Origin of the sequence: Williamsia sterculiae (assembly GCF_900156495.1) — a bacterium.
GTDB lineage: Bacteria > Actinomycetota > Actinomycetes > Mycobacteriales > Mycobacteriaceae > Williamsia_B > Williamsia_B sterculiae.
In genome coordinates this window covers 489786-513515 of record NZ_FTNT01000002.1, presented here as the reverse complement: position 1 = coordinate 513515, position 23730 = coordinate 489786, and the positions used below count along the sequence as shown (strand labels likewise).

Below are 23730 nucleotides of genomic sequence, written 5' to 3'. Positions count from 1 at the left end.
TTCAGTCGATCCTGCGCAGATGCGTGACGTCGCCCGCCGCGACCGCGTGGTCGGCGCCGTCGTCTCCGCGTACCACCATCCGGCCCTCGGCATCCACGTCGGTGGCGATGCCCAGGAGTTCCCTGTCGCCGGGCAACTCGACCCGCACCCGGTGCCCGACGGTCGAGCACAGCGCGCGGTAGTCGGCGGCGACAGCTTCCACCTCGTGCGGCCAGCGCGACAGTTGGTCGGCCAGCTCGGTCAACACGGCCGTCGCCACCGCGTCCCGGTCGATCGCGGCGCCGGTGACCAACTGCAGAGACGTCGCGGTGGGCACGGGCAACTCGTCGGCCGTCAGACCGGTGTTGACGCCGATCCCGACGACGGCGACCGGCCCGGTCCCGTCGTGGACCAGTTCCGCCAGGATCCCCGCAACCTTCCGCGGCTCACCATCGGCGTCGACGAGCACGTCGTTGGGCCACTTCAGCGACGCCCCTACTCCGGTGGTGTGCGACAGCGCGCGCGCCACCGCCACTCCCGTCAGCAGCGGCAGCCAGCCGATCCGCGCCGGACCGCCGGCGGTGTCCACGGCGACCGACATCGCCAGCTGCGCGCGCGGCGGACTCGACCACATCCGGTCGTGTCGTCCGCGACCGGCGGTCTGGGTCTCGGCGAGCAGCACGGTGTCGCGGATGTCGCCGTCCGCGACCGCCGCGGCGAGGTCGGCGTTGGTCGAACCGGTGGTCTCGACGACCCGCAGTTCGCGCCAGCGCGGCCCGTCCAGCACCTCGGAGCGGAGTCGGTCGGCGTCCAGGGGCAGGCGTTCGGGCATGGGCGTCAGCGTAGTCCGCGCCGCCCCCGCTGATGCCACCGTCGGCCGCGTGCGCGACCGCCGCCGAAATGTGAGAGTTCCCTCGCATTCGCCCCGCGCGCCTATCACGTCACCATCGTGGTTAGCATCAGAGACCATGACTACTGCGTCGACCGGTGCCGACGGCACTCCCGACATCCACACGACCGCGGGGAAGCTCGCGGACCTGCGCAATCGGCTCGAGGAGACCAAGCACCCGGTCGGCGAGTCAGCGGTCGAGAAGACTCACGGGCGGGGGAAGCAGACCGCGCGCGAACGCATCACCTATCTGCTCGACGAGGGCTCGTTCGTCGAACTCGACGCGCTGGCCCGGCATCGCAGCACCAATTTCGGACTCGCTCAGCGCCGTCCACTCGGCGACGGTGTGGTGGTCGGTTACGGCACCGTCGACGGCCGCGAGGTCTGCGTGTTCAGCCAGGACGCCACCGTCTTCGGCGGCAGCCTCGGTGAGGTCTACGGCGAGAAGATCGTCAAGGTGATGGATCTGGCCATCAAGACCGGCCGACCACTCATCGGCATCAACGACGGCGCCGGCGCCCGCATCCAGGAGGGTGTGGTCTCGCTCGGGCTGTACGGCGAGATCTTCCACCGCAACGTCCGCGCGTCGGGCGTCATCCCGCAGATCTCGCTCATCCTGGGTGCCGCGGCCGGCGGTCACGTCTACTCCCCCGCACTCACGGACTTCACCATCATGGTCGACAAGAGCAGCCAGATGTTCGTCACGGGCCCCGACGTCATCAAGACGGTCACCGGCGAGGACGTCACCATGGAGGATCTCGGTGGGGCGCACACCCACATGGCCAAGTCGGGTGTTGCCCACTACGTGGCCTCCGACGAGGCGGACGCGCTCGACTACGTCCGCGACCTGCTCGGCTACCTGCCCAGCAACAACCGCGCCGAGGCTCCCCGGTTGCCGGTGGACGAACCCGCCGCCGGTTCGATCGAGGACACCCTCACCGACGAAGATCTCGAACTCGACACGCTCATCCCGGATTCGCCGAACCAGCCGTACGACATGCACGAGGTCATCCGGCGGATCCTGGACGACGACGACTTCCTCGAGGTGCAAGAGGGCCGCGCGGGCAACATCGTCGTCGGCTTCGGCCGGGTCGACGGGCGCAGCGTCGGCATCGTGGCCAATCAGCCCACCCAGTTCGCCGGCTGCCTGGACATCAACGCCTCCGAGAAGGCGGCGCGCTTCGTCCGCACCTGCGACTGCTTCAACATCCCGATCATCACCCTCGTGGACGTGCCGGGGTTCCTGCCGGGCACCGAGCAGGAATACAACGGCATCATCCGCCGTGGCGCCAAGCTGCTCTACGCCTACGGTGAGGCCACCGTCGGCAAGATCACCGTCATCACCCGTAAGGCCTACGGCGGCGCCTACGACGTCATGGGTTCCAAGCACATGGGTGCCGATGTGAACCTGGCCTGGCCGACCGCCCAGATCGCCGTGATGGGCGCGTCCGGCGCCGTCGGATTCGTCTACCGCTCGCAGCTCAAGGAGGCCGCGGAGAAGGGTGAGGACGTGGACGCCCTGCGATTGCAGCTCCAGCAGGAGTACGAGGACACCCTGGTCAACCCGTACGTCGCCGCCGAGCGCGGTTACGTCGACGCGGTCATCCCCCCGTCACACACCCGCGGGCAGATCGCCACCGCGCTGCGCCTGCTGGAGCGCAAGATGGTGAATCTGCCGCCGAAGAAGCATGGGAACATCCCGCTATGAGCCCCGACCACGCCGAGAGCTCCGACATCGCCGCGGGCTCGGAGCAGACCGCGACCCCCGACGCCCCGGCGGCCGCGCCGTTCCTGCGCGTGGTGCGGGGCAATCCGTCCGACGAGGAGGTCGCCGCGCTGGTCAGCGTGATCGCGGCCGCCGCGTCGTCCACGGCCCCGGAACCGCCCAAGCCGCCGCGCGACCTGTGGGGTTCGGCGGAGTCGCGGCTGCGCAACGGCGACGGGTTGTCGCCGAATGTGTTCCTCAACGCCGGCTACGGCCGCGGTTTCTGACGACCGGCCGGTGCCCGGTCCCGTCGCCCCCGTCCGTCTGATCCTCGGATCGGCGTCGCCCGCCCGGCTGCGGGTGCTGCGGGCCGCCGGGGTGTCGCCGCGGGTCGTGGTCTCCGACGTCGACGAGGACGCGGTGGTCGCCGCGCTGCCCGACGGCACCGATGCCCCGACCACGGTGCAGGCACTGGCCCGCGCCAAGGCCGAGGAGGTGGCGCGGCGGGTCCGTCAGGACGGCACCGACCTCGACACCGTGGTCGTCGGCTGTGACTCGATGCTGTTGTTCGACGGCGCACTACTCGGCAAACCGCACACTCCCGACCGGGCCCGTGAGCAGTGGCGGCGGATGCGCGGACGTCGGGCCGAACTCCTCACCGGCCACCACCTCATCCGTGACGCCGGACCGGACGCCACCTCCCGCACCGCGGGCGGGGTCGGACGCACCACCGTTTCCTTCGCCCCCGTCGACGACGCCACCATCGATGCCTATGTCGCGACCGGAGAGCCCTTGCACGTGGCCGGAGCGTTCACCCTCGACGGACTCGGCGGCTGGTTTGTCGATGGCGTCGGCGGTGACCCGTCGTCGGTCATCGGGATCTCGCTGCCGTTGGTCCGCCGCCTACTCGCCGACGTCGGGGTCGCGGTGCCCGACCTGTGGGCGGGGTCGGCGGTGTGATCCATCCCGCATACAGCCGGCGGTGTGACCCCACCACACCGAGCGGTGCGCCCGTACACCTGCCGTTAGCCTGTAACCCGTGACTTCGGTGGCCGCGAGAGACGCGTACTCACCGCTCGCCGTAGAGGTGCGCGGCCTGACCAAGTCGTTCGGCAGCCATCGTGCGGTGGACGGCATCGACTTCGACGTCCCGCGGGGCATCGTGTGCGGCCTTCTCGGCCCCAACGGCGCGGGCAAGACGACCACGGTCCGGATGATGTCGACCCTCCTGCGTCCCGACGCGGGCCGGATCAGCGTGCTCGGCCACGACGTGGTGAGCGACTCGACCGCGGTCCGCTCGCTCATCTCCCTGACCGGTCAGTCCGCGTCGGTGGACAACGATCTGACCGCCGCGGAAAACCTGGAGATCTACGGACGACTCCTCGGCCAGCGTGGATCGCAGGCCCGCCGCCGGGCCCGCGACCTCATCGACCAGTTCGGGCTGAGCGCTGCCGGCAACCGACCGCTGCGTCACTACTCCGGCGGGATGCGCCGCCGGCTCGACCTCGCGGCCAGCATGATCCGCCGACCGGCGCTGCTGTTCCTCGACGAGCCGACCACCGGGCTGGACCCGCGCACCCGGGCACAACTGTGGGACATCGTCCGCAGCGTGGTCGCCGCGGGCACCACGGTGGTGCTCACGACGCAATACCTCGACGAGGCCGATGCGCTGGCCGACCAACTGGTCGTGATCGACAACGGCCGGGTGGTCGGTCAGGGCACCCCGGAGTCGCTGAAGAAGAAGGTCGGCAGCTTCGCGTTGTCGGTACGCCTCGGTGATCCGACACAGGCCGACCTCGCCACCCGGACGATCCGCGACCTGCTCGACTTCACCGTCGACGTCGACTCGCGCACCGGTTCGCTCACCGCGCCGGTCCCCGACTCGGCCCGGGCCGCCCAGGTGATCAGCGCGCTCTGTCAACGACAGGTCGATGTCGAGGAGTTCGGCGTCCACACCCCGTCGCTCGACGACGTCTTCCTGGCCCTGACCGGTGACGGGGCCCTGACCGGTGACGGGGCCCTGACCGGCGACGGGGCCCAGACCAACGAGAGGCGTCCCGCGTGAGGACGACAGGTATGACGACGAGCGGGGACACCACCCGGATGCATCGGCCCGAGGTCGCCGATCCTTTCGCTTCGATCCCGATGGCCGAGGTGATCACCCACATCGGTGTGCGCAAGACCCTCGCCGACACCGCGACCATGGCGCGTCGCGGCCTGCTGAAGTTCAAGCACACCCCGCAACACCTCGTCGACGTCATCGTCGTGCCGGTGGTGTTCACCGTGATGTTCGCGGGGATCTTCGGTGGGGCGATCGCCGGGCGGGTCGGTGACTACCTCCCGTTGCTGGTTCCCGGGGTCATGGTCAACGTCACCATCACCTCCACCGTGGTCGTCGGGATGCAGTTGCGCGAGGACATCGACCGCGGCGTCTTCGACCGGTTCGTGTCGCTGCCCATCTCCCGGCTCGCGCCGCTCTCCGGCATCCTGGTCGCGTCCATCCTGCGGTACCTGCTCGCGGTGTCCATCACCCTCGGGGTGGGGATCGTGATGGGGTACCGGCCGCACAGCGTGCCCGGCGTGACCGTCGCCGTGGTGCTGGTGGTGTTCTCGGCGTTCGCGTTGAGCTGGCTGTTCGCGCTGCTGGGCGTGCTCTTCACCAAAGCCGCGGCGGTGCAGGGCGTGTCCGCACTGTTCCTCACCGCGCTCGGGTTCACCTCCAACGCGTTCGTCCCCACCCAGACGATGCCGGGGTGGATGCGTCCCGTCGCCGAGGTCAACCCGATCTCACAGCTGGTGGGTGCGGCACGGGGACTGGCCAACGAAGGAGTGGTCAACGTGCACGTCGGCTGGGCGTTGCTCGGTTCGGTACTGCTGATCGCCATCCTCGCCCCCCTCACCGTCCGCACCTACCTCCGGCGCCTGTGACCACCGGCGCACAGGTGCTGCGCACCACTCCCGACGACGACCTCTTCGTCCGGATGGACCGGGCACTGGGCGTGCCGGTCATCAACCAGATCGTGTGGCGGCTGCGCACCGCCCCGTCCGCCGAGGAGTTGGACCGGCTTGCCGCAGCGTTGCGCCGGGGCGCGTTGGACAGACTCTTGCGCCGCAGTCGGGTGCCGCTGGCCCGCGACCGCTGGACCCCGGCGGGTGGTCGATCGGGTCGCCACCTCGCCGACCCGCTGCCGGTGCCCGACGACGGTCTCGCGGCCTGGATGGACGCCGCCGCATCCACCCGCTTCGACCTGACCGACGGGCCGGTGTGGGAATTGCGATCGGCCGTCCGAGCGGAGGTGGGCGGGGTCGTCTCGCTGTGCAGCGCACACGCAGTAGGCGACGGCGCCCAGGTGGTCGGTGCGGTCGAGGCGGCGCTACGGAGCATCCGCGACGACATCGCGCCCACCTCGTACCTCAGCGACCATCGTCCGTCACCCATCGAGGACCTCCGCGACGGTGTCGGTCAGGCGGCGGTCATCGGTCGTGGCCTCGCGGCGCTCGCGACCGACACCCTGCGGGAACGCCGCACAGCGTCCGGCCCCGATGTCCCGGCCGCCGTCACCGCCCGCACCAGTCGGGTGGTCCCCCCGGACCCCGCCACGACGGACTCCGCCACGGGCCGACCTGCTCCGATGTGCGTCATGAGCCTGCCCACCGTCGAATGGAACGCGGCCGCCACGAAAGCCGGTGGCACCGGCAACGCCCTGTTCATGGCGATGGTCGTCGGGATTCTCGTCGCCGCGGGTCGGGCCACCTGGACCGACACCGTGCGCATCTCCATCCCCATGTCCACCCGCTCCACCGACGACCCGCGGGCGAACGCCAGCGTCGGGTTGGCTCTGGACCTCCCCGCGAGCGCGGTACGCCAACACGACCTCGCGACCGTGCGACGGCTGGCCAAGGAGGTGTTCACCCGCGGCACCGACGCCCCGAGCAGCTTCGTCCGGTTGCAGCCGCTGATGCAGGCGCTCGGCGACAGGACGGTGTTGGCGTTGAATCGACACGCGACCACCCCGTTGGCCCTGGCGTCCAACCTGGGGTCGCTCGGACCGCAGTTCAGCGGACTCGGGGATCCCGCGCGGGCCGACGCCGTCGTGACCCGCTCGACCACGCAGTCCGTCGACGTACAGCGGCTGCGCGACCTGCGCGGCGGTGTCGCCGCCTGGATCGACGACGCGGGCGCCACCACCACCGTGTCGGTCATCGGTCTGGACCCCGACGCCCTCGGCCGCGACATCCTGCCCGGCATGGTCCGTGACGAATTCGCTCGATGGTCGCTGCGGCCCCAGCAGTGGTGACCACAGCAGTGGTGGGCACACCGGTGACAAGCCGGCGCCACCCGTGAGTCCGTCGAACGTCGTGCTCGCCTTCAACGGCAGCCGGGGCGACGTGGTGCCCGGTCTGGTGGTCGCTCGCGCGCTGGCCGGGCGCGGACACCGCGTCACCGTCGGGGTGCCGGAGAACCTGGTGGCCTTCGCGCGCACCGAGGGGGTGGACGCGGTGCCGTTCGCACCGGACACCGACGAGTTGTTGAGATCGACGGTGATCACCCGCGACCTGAGGTCCCGCAATCCCCGCACCCGCTCGCGCGCGGTGCGCCAGATCGCCGAATTCGGTGCCACCACGATGGACGACCGACTGTTGGAGATGGCCGACGGTACGTCCATCGTGATGACCGGTCCGCTCGGGCAGGAACGTGGTGCGACTGTCGCCGAAAGCCGTGGGGCGGCGTTCGTGCCGCTGCATTTCTGCCCCATACGACCCAACCGCAGCGTGCCGCTACCGGTTCCGGTGCTCGACCGAATGGCCGGACTCCCCCTGGTCACCGCCGCGTTGTGGCGCCTCGTCGATCTGGCGTACTGGCAACTCTCGGCCCGCCGGGGTGACGACACGTTGCGGTCCCGGCTCGGCATGCCGCGTGCGCGCAGGCCCCTCGGGGACCGGTCGCGCGAAGCAGGCACTCCCGAGATCCAGGCCTATGACCCGGTCCTCTTCCCCGACCTCCGGCGGGAGTGGGGCGATCGCCGCCCGATGACCGGTTTCCTCGGCGCCGGTGGCCACCCCGACGACGACAGCCGGCTCATGAGCTGGTTGACCGCCGGACCGCCGCCGGTGTACGTCGGATTCGGCAGCATGCCGCTGCCCGACCCCCGGCGAACGTACGGCGCACTCGTCGAACGGTTACGCGACAGGGGGCGGCGGGCACTGGTCTGCGCCGGCCCGAATCACGACGCCGCGGTGTCGCTGTTCGACGGGAGCGACGACGACGTCTACCTGGCGCGCTCCGTGGATCACACGACGGTGTTGCCTGCGTGTGCCGCCGCTGTCCATCACGGCGGGGCCGGGACCACCGGCGCCTGCCTGCGCGCGGGGATTCCGATGTTGATCGCGAGCTTCAGCGCCGACCAGCCGATGTGGGGTCGCGCCGTCGTCGATCGGGGCCTCGGCGCGACCTGCCGTATCGGACGGCTCGATCACCCCGACGTGATCGATACCGTGTTGCGCCGTACTCTCGATCCGGTGACGGCGGGGCGCGCACGAACATTTGCACCGACGTTGATTCCACCAGCCGATGCGGTGCGGTCGGTGGTGGATGTTCTCGAATCCCTCGCCTGCTGACAACGTCACGGGTAGCCGCCTGAATATTGTGAATTCCCGCTGTCGTGCCACACTGTGCTCCACCTCACGTAAAGGAATCCCCGATGCAGCCACCGCGGCGAAAGGTTCGCTTTGTGGAGCACTTCCACTTCCGGCATCTCGGACGTTTTCATGTGATGTCGATCACGCTGACCGCGGCATTCATCAGCCTGATCGTCGGCACCGTCACCCCCGCCCAAGCTGCTCCGGCCGCGCCGTCGACCATCGAACGGGTGGTGTCGGAGGGGCCCACCCAGTGGGGTGTGTACGTCCATTCGGCATCCATGGCCAAGACCATCAAGGTGCAGGTGCTCACCCCGTCGGTGGACCGGGGACCGCGGCCCGTGTTGACCATGCTCAGCGGCCTCGGTGAGGAGGACCCGACCAACAGCATGTGGCTGCGCAAGTCCGACGCGTCCAGTTTCTTCCGCTCCAAGAACGTCACCGTCGCACTCCCCCTCGCGGGTAACGGAAGTTATTACACGGACTGGCAACGCGACGACCCGAAGCTCGGGCGCTATCGCTGGGAGACCTTCCTGACCAAGGAATTGCCTCCTCTGTTGGACAAGCAATTCTCCGGCAACGGCATTCGCGGTATCGCAGGTCTGTCGATGGGGGCGGGGTCCGCACTCACCCTGGCCGCGCGCAATCCCGGTTTCTTCAGCGCGGTCGGGTCCTACAGCGGTTGCTACTCCACCACCGACCTCGTCGCGCAGGGGGTGCCAAGGAGTGTCGTCGCGGCGTTCGGCGGCGACGCGAACAACATGTGGGGACCTCCGGGCGACCCCGACTGGGCCGCACATGACGTGCTCAATCAAGCGTCCGGGCTCCGCGGGACCGCTGTCTACGTCTCGGTGGGCACCGGCCTTCCCGGCCGCTACGACCAGCCCGGATACCCGGGAAACTCCAACCCGGCCGATCGGCTGCTACTCGGTGGCGCCATCGAGGCCGGGGCCGACTACTGCACACATCTGCTCGCCGACGACCTGGCATCCCGTCGCATTCCTGCCACCTTCGACTTCGAAAGCACCGGCACCCATTCGTGGCCCTATTGGAACGACCAATTACACAAGAGTTGGCCGGTGATTTCCCGGGGACTACATATCGCTCAATGAGCAATTGCGATCCTTCGACACCGCTCAGACCGAGATGAAATTCACAGGGCCGGGGTGATTTCCTCCTCGGCATCGGAACTCCGATTGGCGTTATCCTCATCGCGTGCGGCAGCGTGGTAGATCGATCAGCTGACGCCCCCGAGTGTCGACATCCGGCTCGGAACACCCACCACCGCCGGCGACGTCGCCACCCAACCACCGACAGTGAGGGGTCTTTCGTATGGAGTACACCGAACTCGCCGACTACCCGCTTCCCGCCGGGATCGTGACCGAGTGGACCCCCACCGCCGACGCCGCCGACTGGACCGACGACCACCGGAAGTTGTCCTACGCGCACCTCGAGCACGCCGCACGTGCACGAGATGTCGGCGACGACTGGTACAGCCACTGGATCGGCACCGCGTTCACCGTCGACCATCCGTTGGACGCCGACGCGATGAGCCGGACACTGGTGCGCTGGTACGCGCGACACGAGGCGTTCCGGTCGACGGTCACCCACCTCGACCTGCCGGGTCTCGACGGCACCGCCGACGACTTCGGCCGTCGGATCATCGGCGCGGACGCGGTGCGCATCGATGCCGTCCGCGACGCCTCCGTGTCGAGCAGCAGCGCGGTCTATCAACGGATCAACGAATTCTTCAACACCAGGATCACCCCGTTGCAGTGGCCGCACTGCCTGGCGGTGACCGTGGAGCCCGATACCCGGGACCATTCCTTCTTGCTGGTCTTCGGCGCCGACCACACGGTGATGGATGCCTACACGCAGGTCTTCGCGATCAAGGAACTCACCCGGCTCTACGAGGCCGAGTTGTTGGGCCGCGACGACTCGTTGGCCACCTTCGGCAGCTACCTCGACTTCAGCCACGCCGAGCGAGCCGCGGGTGCGCAACTCGACTCCGACGCCGAGGCCGTGAGTCGCTGGGTGGACTTCCTGTGCTCGCACAGCGAATCCCGCACCCAGCCCGATCCCATGCCGGCGTTCCCCCGCCCACAGGACACGCGGCCGGACGACCTCGAGTCCACCATCCAGGGCGAGGACCCCGCATTCCAGGCGAGTCTGTCGACCTGGGTGCTCGACGCGGACCAGACCGAACGGTTCCACAGGGCGTGCAAAGCGCATGGATCGAATATGCAGGCCGGCGTGTACACCGCGTTGTCGATAGCCGCCGACCGCCTCGCCGGAGCAGGCGACCTCCGATTCGTCAGCCCGGTCCACACCCGTACCGAACTGCAGTGGGGTGAGGCGGCCGGATGGTTCGTCGGGCTGGTCCCCGTGCATCTGCGCCCCGGTGCGGCATCCACCTTCGGCACCGCCATCGGCCCCATCGCCCAGTGCGCCAAGGAGTACAAGGATCTCGGGACCGTCCCCTTTCACCCCATCGCGCACCTGATCGGGCACCGGACACCACCACAGTTCGTGGTCTCCTACATCGACCTGCGGGGCGCGGAGGGGGCGGATCAGTGGAACGCGCAGAACGCCCGGGTGTTGCGTAGCGCCAGCCCCGCCGCCGACGAGGTCTACTTCTGGATCAACCGGATCCCCACCGGTACCAACCTGTCGGCCCGATTCCCCGCCGGCCGCAGCGACGCCGACTATGTGCACCGCTTCCTGCGCGTGTTCACCGATGTGTTGCTCGAGGTGGTCCGCGACGGCGACACCACCTTCGCCCCGTCCGACCTCGCGACCGCGCAGGCGGAGAGCAGCACTCGGTGAGAGCCGGAACGCTACAGGACTGGCATCCCGTAGCAGGTGAGCTCGTTGAATGGCGACCGGTCACCGACGCCCGCCACGGTGCTCGCGACGAGACCAGCCCGGTCCCGCCGTCGCCGCTGCAACGCGACCATCTGATCGCGGCAGCCGCCAAACGTACTGCCGGCGAACCACATCGGGCGACGGTCATGTCGACCACAGATCTGCCGGAGCCGTTGGATCGCGACTCCATGGCCGCGGCGATCACCGACTTCATCGCCGCGCACGACGAGTTGCGGTGCTGGTTCGACGTCGACGGAGCAACTGTCGTCCGGCACCTCGCGGCGGCGGACGCGGTGACGATGACGCCGGTGCCCGTGGGAGACGCACCCTCCGATCACGGGCGATTGCTCGACTACCTGTACGAGCGGATGGCGGGCGAAGCGGTCCACGACCGGTTGCCGGGTCTGGCCGTGGGGGCCATCGATGCGGGCACGTCCTACGGCTTCTACGTGATCATCGACCACTCGCACACCGACGGCATCTCCAGCATTCTCGCCCTCGGTGAGATCTTCGCCCGCTACCGGGCGCACCGCGGCGGTCCGGCGCCGGAGCTGCTACCGGCGCGCAGCCACCTGCTCCACATCGTCGAGGAGTCCGACGCCACGGCGACACTGTCGGCCGACGATCCCCGGGTGCAGCGCTGGCGCGAGATCCTGCGTCTGCACGACCGCACCATCCCCCGTAGTCCGCTGGACCTCGAATTGACCGGCGCGCAGACCGCGCCCGCAGCCGTCGTCGACCGTCCGATGGCCACCGCCGAGCAGACCGCGGCGGCCGAACTGCGCGCACGTGAGCACAGCGGTTCGTTGCTCGGGTTGATCTTCGCCGCCATGGCCCTGGCCGAATACGAGATGACCGGTGACCCGCAGTATTTCGTGGCGACCGTGATGTCCACGCGGGACAAGACCGAGCTCGCGACCCAGGGATGGCTCTGCAACTTCGCCCCCATCTCCTTCCGGGTGGACCACCCGGACACCGATGGCCCGGCCGACACGGATGACCCCGTCGACATGGACGCCCTCGTCGCGGTGGCCACCGAAGCGGTACGCACGGCCAAGGACCTCAACACCGTGCCGGTGCACACGGTGCTCGGACTGCTCGCCGCAACGGGCGACGTGGTGCTCGACGACGGCACCCCGCAGATGGTGTCGTACTTCGACCTGCGCCGATTGCCGGGAATCGACAATCCGGAGATGGCGACGGGCCGGTTGCTCCCCGGTCTCGGACGAACGCGCAACGCGAATCTGTGGATCAACCGCGACGCCGATGGTCTGCGACTGATGTCGCTGTATCCGGACAACCCGACCGCCGCGGAGTCGGTGGGCACCTTCCATCAGCGGGTCACCGAGATCGTCGCCGGACACGGCGCCGAGTCGTGACGGTGCAGCGATGAGGCTGACCACCCTCGACAATCTCGACGTCGGAGCCGGGCGACTGTATCGCTGGCCGGTGCGCATCGACGGCGACGGCGAGGCGCACCCGGTCGGCCCGTCGGAGAACGAGCGTTTCCATCTCGACGCCGTGGCTGCCGGTGGTTCGGGCTGGCTCGCCGTCACCTTCGAGATCGACTCCGGCGAGCTGCCGATCCTGCGTGCGGCCTTCGAGGCGGTGCTCCGCCACCACGAGGTGTTGCGCGCCTGGTTCGTCCTCGACGACGGTGTACCGCAGCGTCGACTCTGTCCCCCATCCGCGCTCACCGTGCACGAACCCACCGCCGTCGACGTCCCCGACCCGGACGGCGCCAAGGCCCGGATCGGCGACGCGGTGATCGGTGGATGCAGCGCGCTGACACCGGGGTCGCACCTCCTCGCGGCCGTGGACCACGGCGCCACCAGCACGGTCGTCTGCGCCTTCGACCACTGCTACATCGACGCCCATTCGCTGGCGGTCATCGTGGAGGACGTCCGGACGGCCTGCGCCGGTGATCCGTTGACGGCCGCCGGCGGTTTTCTCGACCAGCAGGCCGACGTCGCTGTCGCCGACGAACCGGCGGAGGATGATCCGCGGGTCGTCGCCTGGGGGGACTTCCTGGCCGCCGCGGATTGGACGATCCCGCAGTACCCCCTCGACCTCGGGGTGGCGCCCGGCGAGTTCGCACCCGCGCGCATCCGCGTCGACACCGTGTTGTCGGCCGCCGAGGCCTGGGCCCTGACGACGCCGGCCACCGACCTCGCCGGACCCATCCGCTGCTATCCGGCCTTGCTCGCGGCGTTGGCCGTGGCCACCCGTCGCCTGGGTGGGCCGAGCCGTCTCCCGCTCGTCATCCCGGTACACACCCGGCGCGACGACCGCTGGTCACGATCGGTCGGCTGGTTCGTCGCCAACGCTCCGCTGATCCTGACGGGAGGATGCGACGGCGTCGCGGACCCCTGTGTCGACCCGGCGCGCGCGGTCGAGTACGCCGTCCGCTCGGCCACTGAGACCCTGCACGATGCGTTGCCGCTCGGCGAGGTCGAATTGTCGACGGTGTACCGCACCTTCGGGCACCGACTACGCAAGCCACGCCACGACGTCTTCATGGTCTCGTACCTGGACTATCGCCGGTTCGACCTGCCGGAACGTCTCGACGCACACCACGTCTCCAGCGACGGTCGGGCCGACACGCTGCAGATGTGGTTCTGGCGCGATCACACCGGTGTTCATCTCCGTACCCGTCATCCGGACACGCCGACCGCGCGGTCGGTGGTCACCGCCGTGGTGGACGACCTGATCGATCTCGTCCGCGGGCTGGCGGTGTCGCCGACGGAGAGGGCGGTACCGGACCGGGTGGGCACCGACGCGACCCCGGCGGGTCACCGCGCCGGTTGAATCGGCCGCACCCGCTGCTCATCGGTGACACGGTTCGGGTTGGCACTATTCTTCATGAGGGAGAACGCGACGTTCTCCTCGTCGAGCGTCCACAGCGAACCCGGAGTACGAGCATTGAGCATCGAGACCGATCCCAATCCCCGCTTCGCGCAGTACGCGCACCCCGAGCGCCTGGTGACCACCGAGTGGCTCAGTGCGCATCTGGGCGTTCCCGGTCTGAAGATCGTCGAGTCCGACGAGGACGTGCTGCTCTACGACATCGGCCACATTCCGACCGCGCAGAAGATCGACTGGCACCTCAACCTCAACGATCCGGTCACCCGTGACTACATCGATGGTGAGCAGTTCGCCGAGCTGATGCGCAGCAAAGGGATCACCCGTGACGACACGGTGGTGATCTACGGCGACAAATCCAACTGGTGGGCGGCGTACGCGCTGTGGGTGTTCACGCTCTTCGGTCACGAGGACGTGCGGTTGCTCGACGGGGGCCGCGACGCCTGGTTCGCCGAGGATCGGGAGACCTCTTTCGAGGTGCCCCAGTACCCGCGGTCGGAGTACCCCTTGGTCCGCCGTGACGACAGCCGGATCCGTGCATTCGCGTCGCAGGTGGCCGACGTCATCGGCAGCGAACCATTGATCGACGTGCGTTCGCCGCTCGAGTACACCGGCGAACGCACGCACATGCCCGACTACCCCGACGAGGGAGCATTGCGCGGCGGTCACATCCCCACCGCGCAGTCGATCCCGTGGGCCAAGGCCGCTGCCGGCGATGGTCGCTTCCGACCGCGCGCCGAGCTGGACGAGATCTACGGTGCACTGGATCCGACCACGGCAACCATCGCCTACTGCCGCATCGGCGAACGCTCGTCGCATACCTGGTTCGTGCTGACCCATCTGTTGGGTTTCGATCGGGTGCGCAACTACGACGGTTCCTGGACCGAGTGGGGCAACACCGTCCGCGCGCCCATCGCGGTCGGCGCCGAGCCCGGGGATCCGCCCGCCTGATGTCGATGCCACCCGCCCTCGCCGAGATCGTCGACGACTTCGCCGCACTGTCGGATGCCGACCGCGTGCAGCTGTTGGTCGAGTTCTCCCGTGAGTTGCCGGAACTGCCGGAGTCTTTGCAGACCGCCGCCATGGAGCCGGTCCCGGAGTGTCAGTCCCCGCTCTTCCTCTCGGTGGACGCCCACGATCCCGCGGCGGTGCACCTGTACTTCAGCGCGCCACCCGAGGCGCCCACCACCCGTGGGTTCGCGTCGATCCTGCATCAGGGCCTCGACGGGGCCTCGGCGGCGGACATCGTCGCCGTACCCGCGGACTTCCCGCACGACCTGCACCTCGACGACGTGGTCAGCCCGCTGCGGCTGCGCGGGATGACGGCCATGCTGGCCCGCATCAAAGTCCAGGTGCGCGATCAGACCGGCGCCACCGGGCCGACCTGACCCGTGGAGTTCATCCAGATGATGGACCAGACCATCGAACCCGGTGCTCTGGTCGAGTGGTCGGCCCACACCGAGGGCGGCCTCGGCGCGTGGTCGTCGGACTCACGGCCCACCTCCTACAACCACGAACAGCACCTGCGTGGAGCGTTGGAGTACCGCTGGCGCACGCACCGCGAGGGCGGCCGTGAGTCCTGGCTGGGTCTGGCCATCGAGTTCGACGAACCCATGTCCGTCCCGGCCATCCGATCCGCCCTGACCTCCTGGATCGACCGGCACGAGGTGCTGCGCAGTCACGTCGTGCTCAAGCACTCCGGACCGGTGCGGCTGAGCACCATGCCCGGATCGGTCCGGTTGAGGATGGGCCGTATCGGTTGGTACACCGAGTCCGGACCACTCCTCGACCAGATCGCCGGGACCTTCGACCGGGCCACCGCTCCGCTGGCCTGGCCCGCTTACCACTTCGCCACCGTCGCCCGCGAACGCAGCTTCACCCTGCTGTTCGCGGCCGACCACTCGTTGGTCGACGGGTACTCGCTGATCCTCGCCCAACACGAGCTCACCGCGCTGTACCGCGCGGCCCGCGACCGCACCACACCCGCCCTGATGCCGGTGGGCAGTTACGTCGACTTCAGTGCGCACGAGCGCCGGCTGGCCGAGGTCGCCGACATCGACGACCCCGCGGTGCAGGCTTGGGAGCGCTATCTGCGCGACGCCGGCGGTCGGCTCCCCGACTTCTTCCGGTCACCGACCACCGATGGGTCCACCGCGGTGAACGCCGACGAGGTGACCGACACCGAGACCCGGCACCAGTCGTCGTTGACCAGCAGGCTTCTCGACGACGGGGAGACCAACCGCTTCACCGCGGTGTGCTCGGCCGCGGGCGGCAGCTTGTTCGCCGGCGTGCTGTCCGCGCTCGCGCTGGCCTACCGAGAAGAACGCGGAGAGCCGGAGTTCCGATGTGTCATACCGCGTCACACCCGCAACGACGCGGCCTGGCTGACCGCGCTGGGGTGGTTCGTCGCCGTGTCGCCGTTCCGCCTCGACACCACCGATCTGAACACCTTCGACCAGGTCATCACCCGGGCCACCACCGAACTGCGGTCGTCCCGCATCGCCGCCGGACTGCCGTTCCTGCGCGTCGCCGAGTTGCTCGGTCACCGCAGTGACCCCAAGTTCGTCGTCTCGTTCATCGACACCCGATTCGCCCCGGGCGCGGACGCCGCCGACGCCGGAGCGGCGCGGGTGTTACGGAGCCACAACTACTCCCCCGACGAGGTCTACCTCTGGGTCAACCGCACACCGTCCGGGCTGCGCATCTCGGCCCGTTTCCCGGCCCATGACGTCGTCCCCGCCGACGATGCGAACGGTGACGCCTACACCCAGGTCAGCCGCTTTCTGGCGGCGTTCGCGGAGGTCATCCGGCAGATCGGCGAGAACAGCACCTACGGCACCGTCCCCGGCCCGACACCTGCCCCCGAACGATCGCTCGGTGGGCTAGGGTGATCACGCATGGGGCGCCTGTTTACACTCCACGAGTGTGCGGCATCCCACGCCACCGGGGACGGAGAAACCCGTGTCACACTTCACAGGAGAATCAGTGCCAACTCAGCCAAGCACCGTGCTCAGCAAGGTCCTCATCGCCAACCGTGGGGAGATCGCGGTCCGCGTGATCCGCGCCGCGAAGGACGCTGGTCTGACCAGTGTGGCGGTGTACGCCGAGCCCGACGCCGAGGCACAGTTCGTGAAGCTCGCCGATGAGGCATTCGCTCTCGGCGGTCAGACCTCTGCCGAGTCCTACCTGGCCATCGACAAGATCATCGATGCCGCGAAGAAGTCCGGGGCCGACGCCGTTCACCCGGGGTACGGCTTCCTGTCCGAGAACGCCGACTTCGCCCAAGCCGTCATCGACGCCGGACTGACCTGGATCGGTCCCTCCCCGCAGTCGATCCGCGACCTCGGTGACAAGGTCACCGCGCGTCACATCGCCCTGCGCGCCGAGGCGCCGATGGCCCCGGGCAGCAAGGATCCGGCCGCCGACGCCGACGAGGTGGTCGCGTTCGCCGAGGAGTACGGCGTACCGGTGGCGATCAAGGCGGCGTTCGGCGGTGGCGGCCGCGGGATGAAGGTCGCGTACACCATCGAGGAGATCCCGGCCCTGTTCGAGTCGGCCACCCGCGAGGCCGTCGCCGCCTTCGGTCGTGGCGAGTGCTTCGTCGAGCGCTATCTCGACAAGGCCCGCCACGTCGAGGCGCAGGTCATCGCCGACCAGCACGGCAACGTGGTGGTCGCCGGTACCCGTGACTGTTCGCTGCAGCGTCGTTTCCAGAAGCTCGTCGAGGAGGCGCCCGCGCCGTTCCTGACCCGCGAACAGCGCGACCGCATCCACTCCTCGGCCAAGGCGATCTGCCGGGAGGCCGGTTACTACGGCGCGGGGACCGTGGAGTTCCTGGTGGGTGCCGACGGTCTGGTCTCGTTTCTCGAGGTGAACACCCGTCTGCAGGTGGAGCACCCGGTCACCGAGGAGACCGCCGGCATCGACCTGGTGCGCCAGCAGTTCCGCATCGCCGCGGGTGAGAAGCTCGAACTGTCCGAGGATCCCGAGCCCCGCGGCCACTCCATCGAGTTCCGCATCAACGGGGAGGATCCGGGCCGCAACTTCCTGCCCGCCCCCGGTCCGATCACCGTCTACCGCGAGCCCGCGGGTCCGGGGGTCCGGGTGGATTCCGGCGTGGTGCAAGGTGACGTCATCGGCGGACAGTTCGACTCCATGCTCGCCAAACTCATCGTGACCGGCGAGAACCGCGAGCAGGCCATCGAACGCGCCCGTCGCGCCCTCGACGAGTTCGAGGTGGAAGGGCTGGCCACCGTACTGCCCTTCGACCGACACATCGTGCGTCATCCCGCCTTCATCGGCCGGGTCGATCCGGAGACCGGTGAAGAGACCTTCGACGTCTACACCAAGTGGATCGAGACCGACTGGGACAACACCCTCGAGCCCTACGCGGGGGGTGCGCCCATCGACGAGGACGAGTCGGCTCCGCGCCAGCAGGTCGTCGTCGAGGTCGGTGGACGCCGCGTCGAGGTCTCGTTGCCCGGTGATCTCGCACTCGGCGGTGGTGGCAACGGCGGCAGCAGCAACGGCGCGATCCGCAAGAAGCCCAAGCCCCGCACCCGCACGAAGGGTGGTGCGGCGGCGGTGTCCGGCGACTCGGTCGCCGCACCCATGCAGGGCACCGTGGTCAAAGTGGCCGTCGAGGAGGGGCAGGAGGTCGCCGCGGGTGACCTGGTCGTCGTCCTGGAGGCGATGAAGATGGAGAACCCGGTGGTCGCGCACAAGGACGGCACCGTCTCCGGTCTGGCCGTGGAGCCGGGTGCGGCAGTCACCCAGGGCACGGTGCTCCTCGAACTGAAGTGACCACGACACCGGATCAATACTGATGGAGCCGGTCGAGATCAACGCCGGCGCATGGTATCTGCGAGCTCTGCGCGCCGATGACCGCGTCGACGACAGACCGGCACTGGCCGATCTCGGCGTCGTCGACCCGGCCTTCGTCACCGACACCGCTCACGGCTGGGCCGAGGAGACCCACCTGAGCTGGGCCGTCTGCGAACCGACAACCGGCGAGCTCGTCGCACTCATCGAGGCCCGTCCCGTCGACGACACACACGCCGACGTCACCGGCACCGCCCGCACCGGACACGAGGTCGCCCTGGCGGCGTCGTTGCCCCCGGTGCGGCGATTCGTCGGTGGGGCACTGGGCCTGACACCGCTGCCCTGAACTCCGCCTCAGGCACCCGATTGTCCCGGGACGGGACGGTCGTGGTCCACTCCGGTCGCGAGGTCGCCGCATTCGATGTCGCGGGTGGCCGGAGACGCGTTCAGGTAGCGCCCCGCACCCCGGTCTCCGGTCAGCGTGGCCGTCACCGCGTCGATGTGGCGCGCCCCGATGTACACCGGGTGGCCCGGGTTCCGGTGGAAGGTGGCGCGCACCAGTGCGTCAGGGTCGGCAGCAGCGACCGACAACACGCGCGCCACCACGGCGGCGGATGTATCCGGCACGTCAACAACGTGTAAAACCACACCGGCGACCGGTCCACCGTCGCGGGCCGCCCGCAGGCCCGCGGCCACCGAGGCCGACAGTCCCGTCGCCCAGTCCTCGACGTCCACCGGCTCGACATCCGTCGGCACCGGCGGCGTGGCGGCGCCGCGTGTCACCAGTACCCGCTCACACCCCCCGTCATGTAGCGCGCGCACCGCACTGTGCAACCAATCACCCTCGGCAGCAAGTATTTTGGGCATGCCGTAGCGGGTTCCCGCACCCGCCGCCAGCACCACGCCCACCACCGGATGCGGCGTCGTCACACCGCGGCGCACACCCCGTGTCATCGTCCCTCACCTCCACACCCGGCCCACACAGCATGTGCACAGGATGCACGTCCGCCGACGTCCCGAGTGTCCGCTACGTCGGATATATCGCCGCCACACCGCTCGCGGTGACCTCTCGGGGGGTCCATCATTTCTCCCACACCCACTCCGCTCCCGAGTCCGAGGTCACATCGTCACATGAGCACCGACACACCGAAGAAGTCCAGCCGCCGAACGGTCGGCCACCCGGTCGACCAGGTACCCCCGGTCGGCCGCTTGTTCACCCTGGGGTTGCAGCACGTCATCGCGTTCTACGCCGGCGCCGTACTAGTGCCGCTGCTGATCGCGCGCGCGATCAACCTCGATGCGCAGGCACTGACGATGCTCATCACCGCAGACCTCTTCACCTGCGGCATCGCCTCGCTGCTGCAGGCGGTCGGCATCTGGAAGATCGGCGTGCGACTGCCGCTGCTGCAGGGGATCACCTTCGCCACCCTGGCGCCGGTCATCAAGATCGCCAACGACCACGGCGGTGGCCGGGTGGGGCTGCAGACCGTCTACGGCGCGGTGATCGCCGCCGGGGTGTTCACCTTTCTCATCGCCCCCTTCTTCGCGAAGCTGATCCGCTTCTTCCCACCCGTGGTGACCGGATCACTGATCGCGATCATCGGGATCTGTCTGATCCCCGTCGGCGCAGGCGACGCGGTCACCGATCCCAGCAGCCACCTGCACGACTCCGGTAACGGCCGCTGGGTGATGTACTGCATCGGCACCATCGCGATCATCGTGCTGATGCAGCGGTTCCTGCGTGGATTCCTGGCCACCATCGCGGTGCTGTTGGGTCTGGTGGTGGGCACAGTGGTCGCTTTCATCGCCGGTGACACCACCTTCGCCGGGGTCGGAGAGGCGAGCTGGGTCGGGTTCACACCACCGTTCGCCTTCGGCTGGCCCCGCTTCGACATCGTTGCCATCGTCTCGTTGATCGTCGTGCTCCTGGTGACGGCCGTGGAGTCCACGGGTTCGGTGTTCGCCACCGGTGAGATCGTCGGCAAGCGGATCCGCAAGGAGGACATCGCCGCGACGGTGCGGGCCGACGGGGTGGCCACCATCATCGGTGGATCGTTCAACTCGTTCCCCTACACGGCATTCTCCGAGAACGTCGGTCTGGTCCGCCTCACCGGCGTCAAGAGCCGCTGGGTGGTCGCCGCCGCCGGCGGCATCATGATCGTGCTCGGGGTGCTGCCCAAGACGGCCAAGGTGGTGGAGTCGATCCCCGCCCCGGTGCTCGGCGGCGCCGCGCTCATCATGTTCGCCACCGTCGCGATCGTCGGCATCCAGACGCTGACCACGGTCGACTTCACCGATCACCGCAACCTCATCATCGCCAGCACGTCCTTCGCGGTCGCGCTGTACGTGCAGTTCTCACAGTCCGCCACCCCCACCACCGTCATCTCCGGCGGCGCCAAGGTCGACGTGCCTGCGATCCCCGGGGTCGACGAGGCCGTCCCCGGCGTACTGCAGATCCCGTTCAGCACGGGCATCACCATGGGCGCGATCACCGCGATCCTGCTCAACATCCTGTTCTTCCACGTGGGCAGCCACGGACCCGCCGTCGCCGGACGGGGCTCGATCCATCTCGACGAGGTGAACTCGATGACCAGGGACGAGTTCCGGTCCACCTTCGGCGAGGTGGTGCAGGGTGTCGACTGGGTTCTCGACAGCGCCTTCGAACAGCGCCCGTTCGCCGACGTCCACGATCTGCGCAGCGCCTTCCAGGAGGCGATGCTGACCGGCGACGACGCCGAACAACTCGCCCTGATCCGGGCGTTCCCCGACCTCGGTGCGGAGAACGAGTCGGGTCTGCCCACCGCGGTGGACCACAAGGCCCTGGCCCACCTCGAGGAGGAGGATCACACCGATCTGGTCACCCTGGCCACCGAATATCGTCAGCACTTCGGGTTCCCGTTGGTGATCTGCGCCTGGGAGGCCGAACGTTTCGAGCGGGTGGTGCGCAACGGCGCGGCGCGGATGGACAACTCGGAGCGCAGCGAGCGCGCCTTCGCACTCATCGAGATCGCCAAGATCGTCAACTATCGTTTCGACGAGCTGGTGGCCGACGCGAACCCCATCGCCGCGGCGCGATTCGGCCGGTACCACGAGTTCACCAGCTGAGAAGGAGATCTGTTGCGACGCGTCGACTGGCGAGGTGTCACGAGCTTCAACGAACTCACCCAACGGCAGGCGATCAGCGCCCTCTACGACGTCTGCTCATCCTCCAACTGGGCGGTCCGGGTGGCTGCCGCACGCCCCTTCGCCGACGACGCGGCCCTGCTCAACCGGGCCGACCTCATCCTGGCCGAGCTCACCGAGGCCGACCTCGACGAGGCCCTGGACGGCCACCCCCGTATCGGCGACCGGCCGGACAACCCCGCCTCGGCACGCGAGCAGTCGGGGGTGTCGGGGGCCGCTGACACCGTGTTGGCCGAACTGCGCCGGTGCAATCAGGCCTACGAGGAGAAGTTCGGTCACGTGTACCTGGTGTTCGCCGACGGCAGACCCGCCGACGAACTGCTCGGGATCCTCACCGAACGCATGCACAATGATCCGATGACCGAACGTCGGGTGATGCGGATGGAGTTGGGGAAGATCAATCGCAAACGGCTGCAGCAGATGTTGACGCCGGCCGCGGAGTTCCAGGTCGTCGACCTATGAGCGGACTGAGCACCCACGTTCTCGACGCCGTGCGCGGAGCGCCCGTCGTCGGACTGACGGTCACGCTGCAACCTTCCGACGGCGCCGCACCGGTGGCCGTGGACACCGACGACGACGGCCGGATCCCGGATTTCGGCGTGACGATGACCCCCGGTGATCACCGACTCACCTTCGACACCGGAGAGTGGTTCTCCGCCAACGGGATCGATGGATTCTACCCGGAGGTGGTCATCGTGTTCACGGTGCGCGACCCGGCTCGCCACCATCACGTTCCCCTGTTGCTCAGCCCGTACGCCTATTCCACCTACCGCGGTAGCTGACACCCCATCCATCCCTGTGAGAGGAAGTGAGATCGTCGATGGCGATAGTCCTGGGCGAGAACCAGTACGGCAAGGCCGAGATCCGCGTGGTCCGCATCTACCGTGACCTACCCCGTCACGAGATCAAGGACGTCAACGTCAGCAGCGCCTTGCGCGGTGACTTCGCGGCAGCTCACACCCACGGCGACCAGCGCGCGGTGCTGCCCACCGACACCCAGAAGCAGACTGCCTACGCGTACGCCAAGGAGAAGGGCATCGCGAGCATCGAGCAGTACGGCCTCGACCTCGCTCGACACTTCGTCGACGACTACGAGCCGGTCGGCGGCGCCCGCCTGGAGATCGAGGAGTACGCGTGGGAGCGGGCCGTCGTCGGCGGCGCCGAACACGATCACACTTGGATCCGCAAGGGACCCGCGATCCGCACCGCCGACGTCACCGTGGAGGGCACCGGTGACGAACAACAGATCTGGGTCGTGGGGGGACTCAAGGACTTCACCATCCTCAAGTCGACGGGATCGGAGTTCCACGACTTCCTGGTGGACGAGTACACCGTGCTCGAACCGACCACCGACCGGGTGATGGCCACCGCGCTGGATGCCAAGTGGAGATTCACCACCACCGACGTCGACTGGGACGCCGTGTACGCAGGTGTGCTCGAGTTGATCGTCGACCGATTCGCGACGGTGCAGTCACTCGCCCTGCAGCAGACGCTCTACGAGATCGGCAAGGCGGTGCTGGAGCGCTACGACACCATCGCCGAGATGCGTCTGTCGGCGCCCAACAAGCACCACTTCGTCTACGACCTCGCGCCGTTCGGCCTGGAGAACCACAACGAGGTCTTCAACGCCGACGACCGCCCGTACGGCCTGATCCAGGCCACCGTCACCCGCGACGACGCGCCGCCATCGGGTCCCGCGTGGACCCCGCAGCTGGCCTGGTTGGTCTGAACGCCCGCGGCCGCAGGCCGCATCGCATCGACGAGGTCTCGCCATGGTTGCAGAACG

Annotated in this window: 22 protein-coding genes; 20 read left to right on the top strand and 2 right to left on the bottom strand. The window is 68.7% G+C overall.

Translation table 11 applies throughout. The features are described from left to right. Window position 1: 1 nt before the first annotated feature. Window positions 2-811, bottom strand: coding sequence for a biotin--[acetyl-CoA-carboxylase] ligase (locus BW971_RS05180; RefSeq protein ID WP_076477138.1), 810 nt, complete (start codon window positions 809-811; stop codon window positions 2-4). Between the two features lie 136 nt (window positions 812-947). On the opposite strand from BW971_RS05180, the gene BW971_RS05175 reads away from it, so the two are divergent. The 16 genes from BW971_RS05175 (at window position 948) to BW971_RS05100 (ending at window position 19107) form a co-directional block, all read left to right on the top strand. Further along, window positions 948-2576: an acyl-CoA carboxylase subunit beta gene (locus BW971_RS05175; RefSeq protein WP_076477136.1), complete on the top strand. Its 1629-nt coding sequence runs from the start codon at window positions 948-950 to the stop codon at window positions 2574-2576. Next, complete coding sequence (locus tag BW971_RS05170) at window positions 2573-2860, top strand: acyl-CoA carboxylase subunit epsilon (RefSeq protein WP_076477134.1); 288 nt, start codon at window positions 2573-2575, stop codon at window positions 2858-2860. Before BW971_RS05175 ends, BW971_RS05170 begins: the two co-directional genes overlap by 4 nt. A 10-nt stretch (window positions 2861-2870) precedes the next feature. Then, complete coding sequence (locus BW971_RS05165; protein ID WP_234974236.1) at window positions 2871-3533, top strand: Maf family protein; 663 nt, start codon at window positions 2871-2873, stop codon at window positions 3531-3533. Window positions 3534-3612: 79 nt separating this feature from the next. Further along, on the top strand, window positions 3613-4638 hold the full coding sequence (locus BW971_RS05160) for an ATP-binding cassette domain-containing protein (RefSeq protein WP_234974235.1): 1026 nt from the start codon (window positions 3613-3615) through the stop codon (window positions 4636-4638). A gap of 11 nt (window positions 4639-4649) precedes the next feature. Continuing rightward, window positions 4650-5501: an ABC transporter permease gene (locus BW971_RS05155; RefSeq protein ID WP_076477129.1), complete on the top strand. Its 852-nt coding sequence runs from the start codon at window positions 4650-4652 to the stop codon at window positions 5499-5501. Beyond that, on the top strand, window positions 5498-6871 hold the full coding sequence (locus BW971_RS05150; RefSeq protein ID WP_076477128.1) for a hypothetical protein: 1374 nt from the start codon (window positions 5498-5500) through the stop codon (window positions 6869-6871). The genes BW971_RS05155 and BW971_RS05150 overlap by 4 nt, the downstream gene beginning before the upstream one ends. A gap of 43 nt (window positions 6872-6914) precedes the next feature. Further along, window positions 6915-8192 (top strand): glycosyltransferase, encoded by a 1278-nt coding sequence (locus BW971_RS05145; RefSeq protein ID WP_143690201.1) that lies wholly within the window; start codon window positions 6915-6917, stop codon window positions 8190-8192. 155 nt (window positions 8193-8347) lie between these two features. Beyond that, complete coding sequence (locus BW971_RS05140; RefSeq protein ID WP_076477126.1) at window positions 8348-9325, top strand: alpha/beta hydrolase; 978 nt, start codon at window positions 8348-8350, stop codon at window positions 9323-9325. 220 nt (window positions 9326-9545) lie between these two features. Continuing rightward, complete coding sequence (locus tag BW971_RS05135; protein ID WP_076477125.1) at window positions 9546-11039, top strand: condensation domain-containing protein; 1494 nt, start codon at window positions 9546-9548, stop codon at window positions 11037-11039. Further along, a complete protein-coding gene (locus tag BW971_RS05130) occupies window positions 11036-12457 on the top strand; it encodes a condensation domain-containing protein (protein ID WP_076477123.1) in 1422 nt (473 codons plus the stop codon). The genes BW971_RS05135 and BW971_RS05130 overlap by 4 nt, the downstream gene beginning before the upstream one ends. Window positions 12458-12467: 10 nt before the next feature. Continuing rightward, the gene (locus BW971_RS05125; RefSeq protein WP_076477122.1) at window positions 12468-13886 is read left to right on the top strand and encodes a condensation domain-containing protein; all 1419 of its coding nucleotides are present in this window, start codon (window positions 12468-12470) and stop codon (window positions 13884-13886) included. 114 nt (window positions 13887-14000) lie between these two features. Next, window positions 14001-14891: a sulfurtransferase gene (locus tag BW971_RS05120; RefSeq protein WP_076477454.1), complete on the top strand. Its 891-nt coding sequence runs from the start codon at window positions 14001-14003 to the stop codon at window positions 14889-14891. Then, window positions 14891-15328: a SufE family protein gene (locus BW971_RS05115; protein WP_076477120.1), complete on the top strand. Its 438-nt coding sequence runs from the start codon at window positions 14891-14893 to the stop codon at window positions 15326-15328. The genes BW971_RS05120 and BW971_RS05115 overlap by 1 nt, the downstream gene beginning before the upstream one ends. A gap of 3 nt (window positions 15329-15331) precedes the next feature. Beyond that, the gene (locus tag BW971_RS05110; RefSeq protein ID WP_076477118.1) at window positions 15332-16831 is read left to right on the top strand and encodes a condensation domain-containing protein; all 1500 of its coding nucleotides are present in this window, start codon (window positions 15332-15334) and stop codon (window positions 16829-16831) included. Between the two features lie 94 nt (window positions 16832-16925). Beyond that, on the top strand, window positions 16926-18743 hold the full coding sequence (locus BW971_RS05105; protein ID WP_076477117.1) for an acetyl/propionyl/methylcrotonyl-CoA carboxylase subunit alpha: 1818 nt from the start codon (window positions 16926-16928) through the stop codon (window positions 18741-18743). A gap of 22 nt (window positions 18744-18765) precedes the next feature. Further along, entirely contained in the window at window positions 18766-19107 is a 342-nt protein-coding gene (locus BW971_RS05100) for a hypothetical protein (RefSeq protein WP_076477115.1), read from the top strand. An 8-nt stretch (window positions 19108-19115) separates the two neighbouring features. On the opposite strand, the gene BW971_RS05095 is transcribed toward BW971_RS05100, so the two are convergent. Then, window positions 19116-19715 (bottom strand): nucleotidyltransferase family protein, encoded by a 600-nt coding sequence (locus BW971_RS05095; RefSeq protein WP_076477113.1) that lies wholly within the window; start codon window positions 19713-19715, stop codon window positions 19116-19118. Between the two features lie 177 nt (window positions 19716-19892). Here BW971_RS05095 and BW971_RS05090 point away from each other — a divergent pair, with 177 nt between their 5' ends. From BW971_RS05090 to pucL, 4 genes are read left to right on the top strand one after another with little or no spacing between them, the layout of a single operon-like run. Continuing rightward, window positions 19893-21866, top strand: a complete 1974-nt coding sequence (locus tag BW971_RS05090; RefSeq protein WP_076477111.1) for a solute carrier family 23 protein — start codon at window positions 19893-19895, stop codon at window positions 21864-21866. 12 nt (window positions 21867-21878) lie between these two features. Then, window positions 21879-22406: a 2-oxo-4-hydroxy-4-carboxy-5-ureidoimidazoline decarboxylase gene (gene uraD / locus BW971_RS05085; RefSeq protein WP_076477109.1), complete on the top strand. Its 528-nt coding sequence runs from the start codon at window positions 21879-21881 to the stop codon at window positions 22404-22406. Continuing rightward, on the top strand, window positions 22403-22726 hold the full coding sequence (gene uraH / locus BW971_RS05080; protein WP_076477107.1) for a hydroxyisourate hydrolase: 324 nt from the start codon (window positions 22403-22405) through the stop codon (window positions 22724-22726). The genes uraD and uraH overlap by 4 nt, the downstream gene beginning before the upstream one ends. Window positions 22727-22764: 38 nt before the next feature. Beyond that, on the top strand, window positions 22765-23673 hold the full coding sequence (pucL, locus tag BW971_RS05075) for a factor-independent urate hydroxylase (protein WP_076477105.1): 909 nt from the start codon (window positions 22765-22767) through the stop codon (window positions 23671-23673). The last annotated feature ends 57 nt before the right edge of the window (window positions 23674-23730 follow it).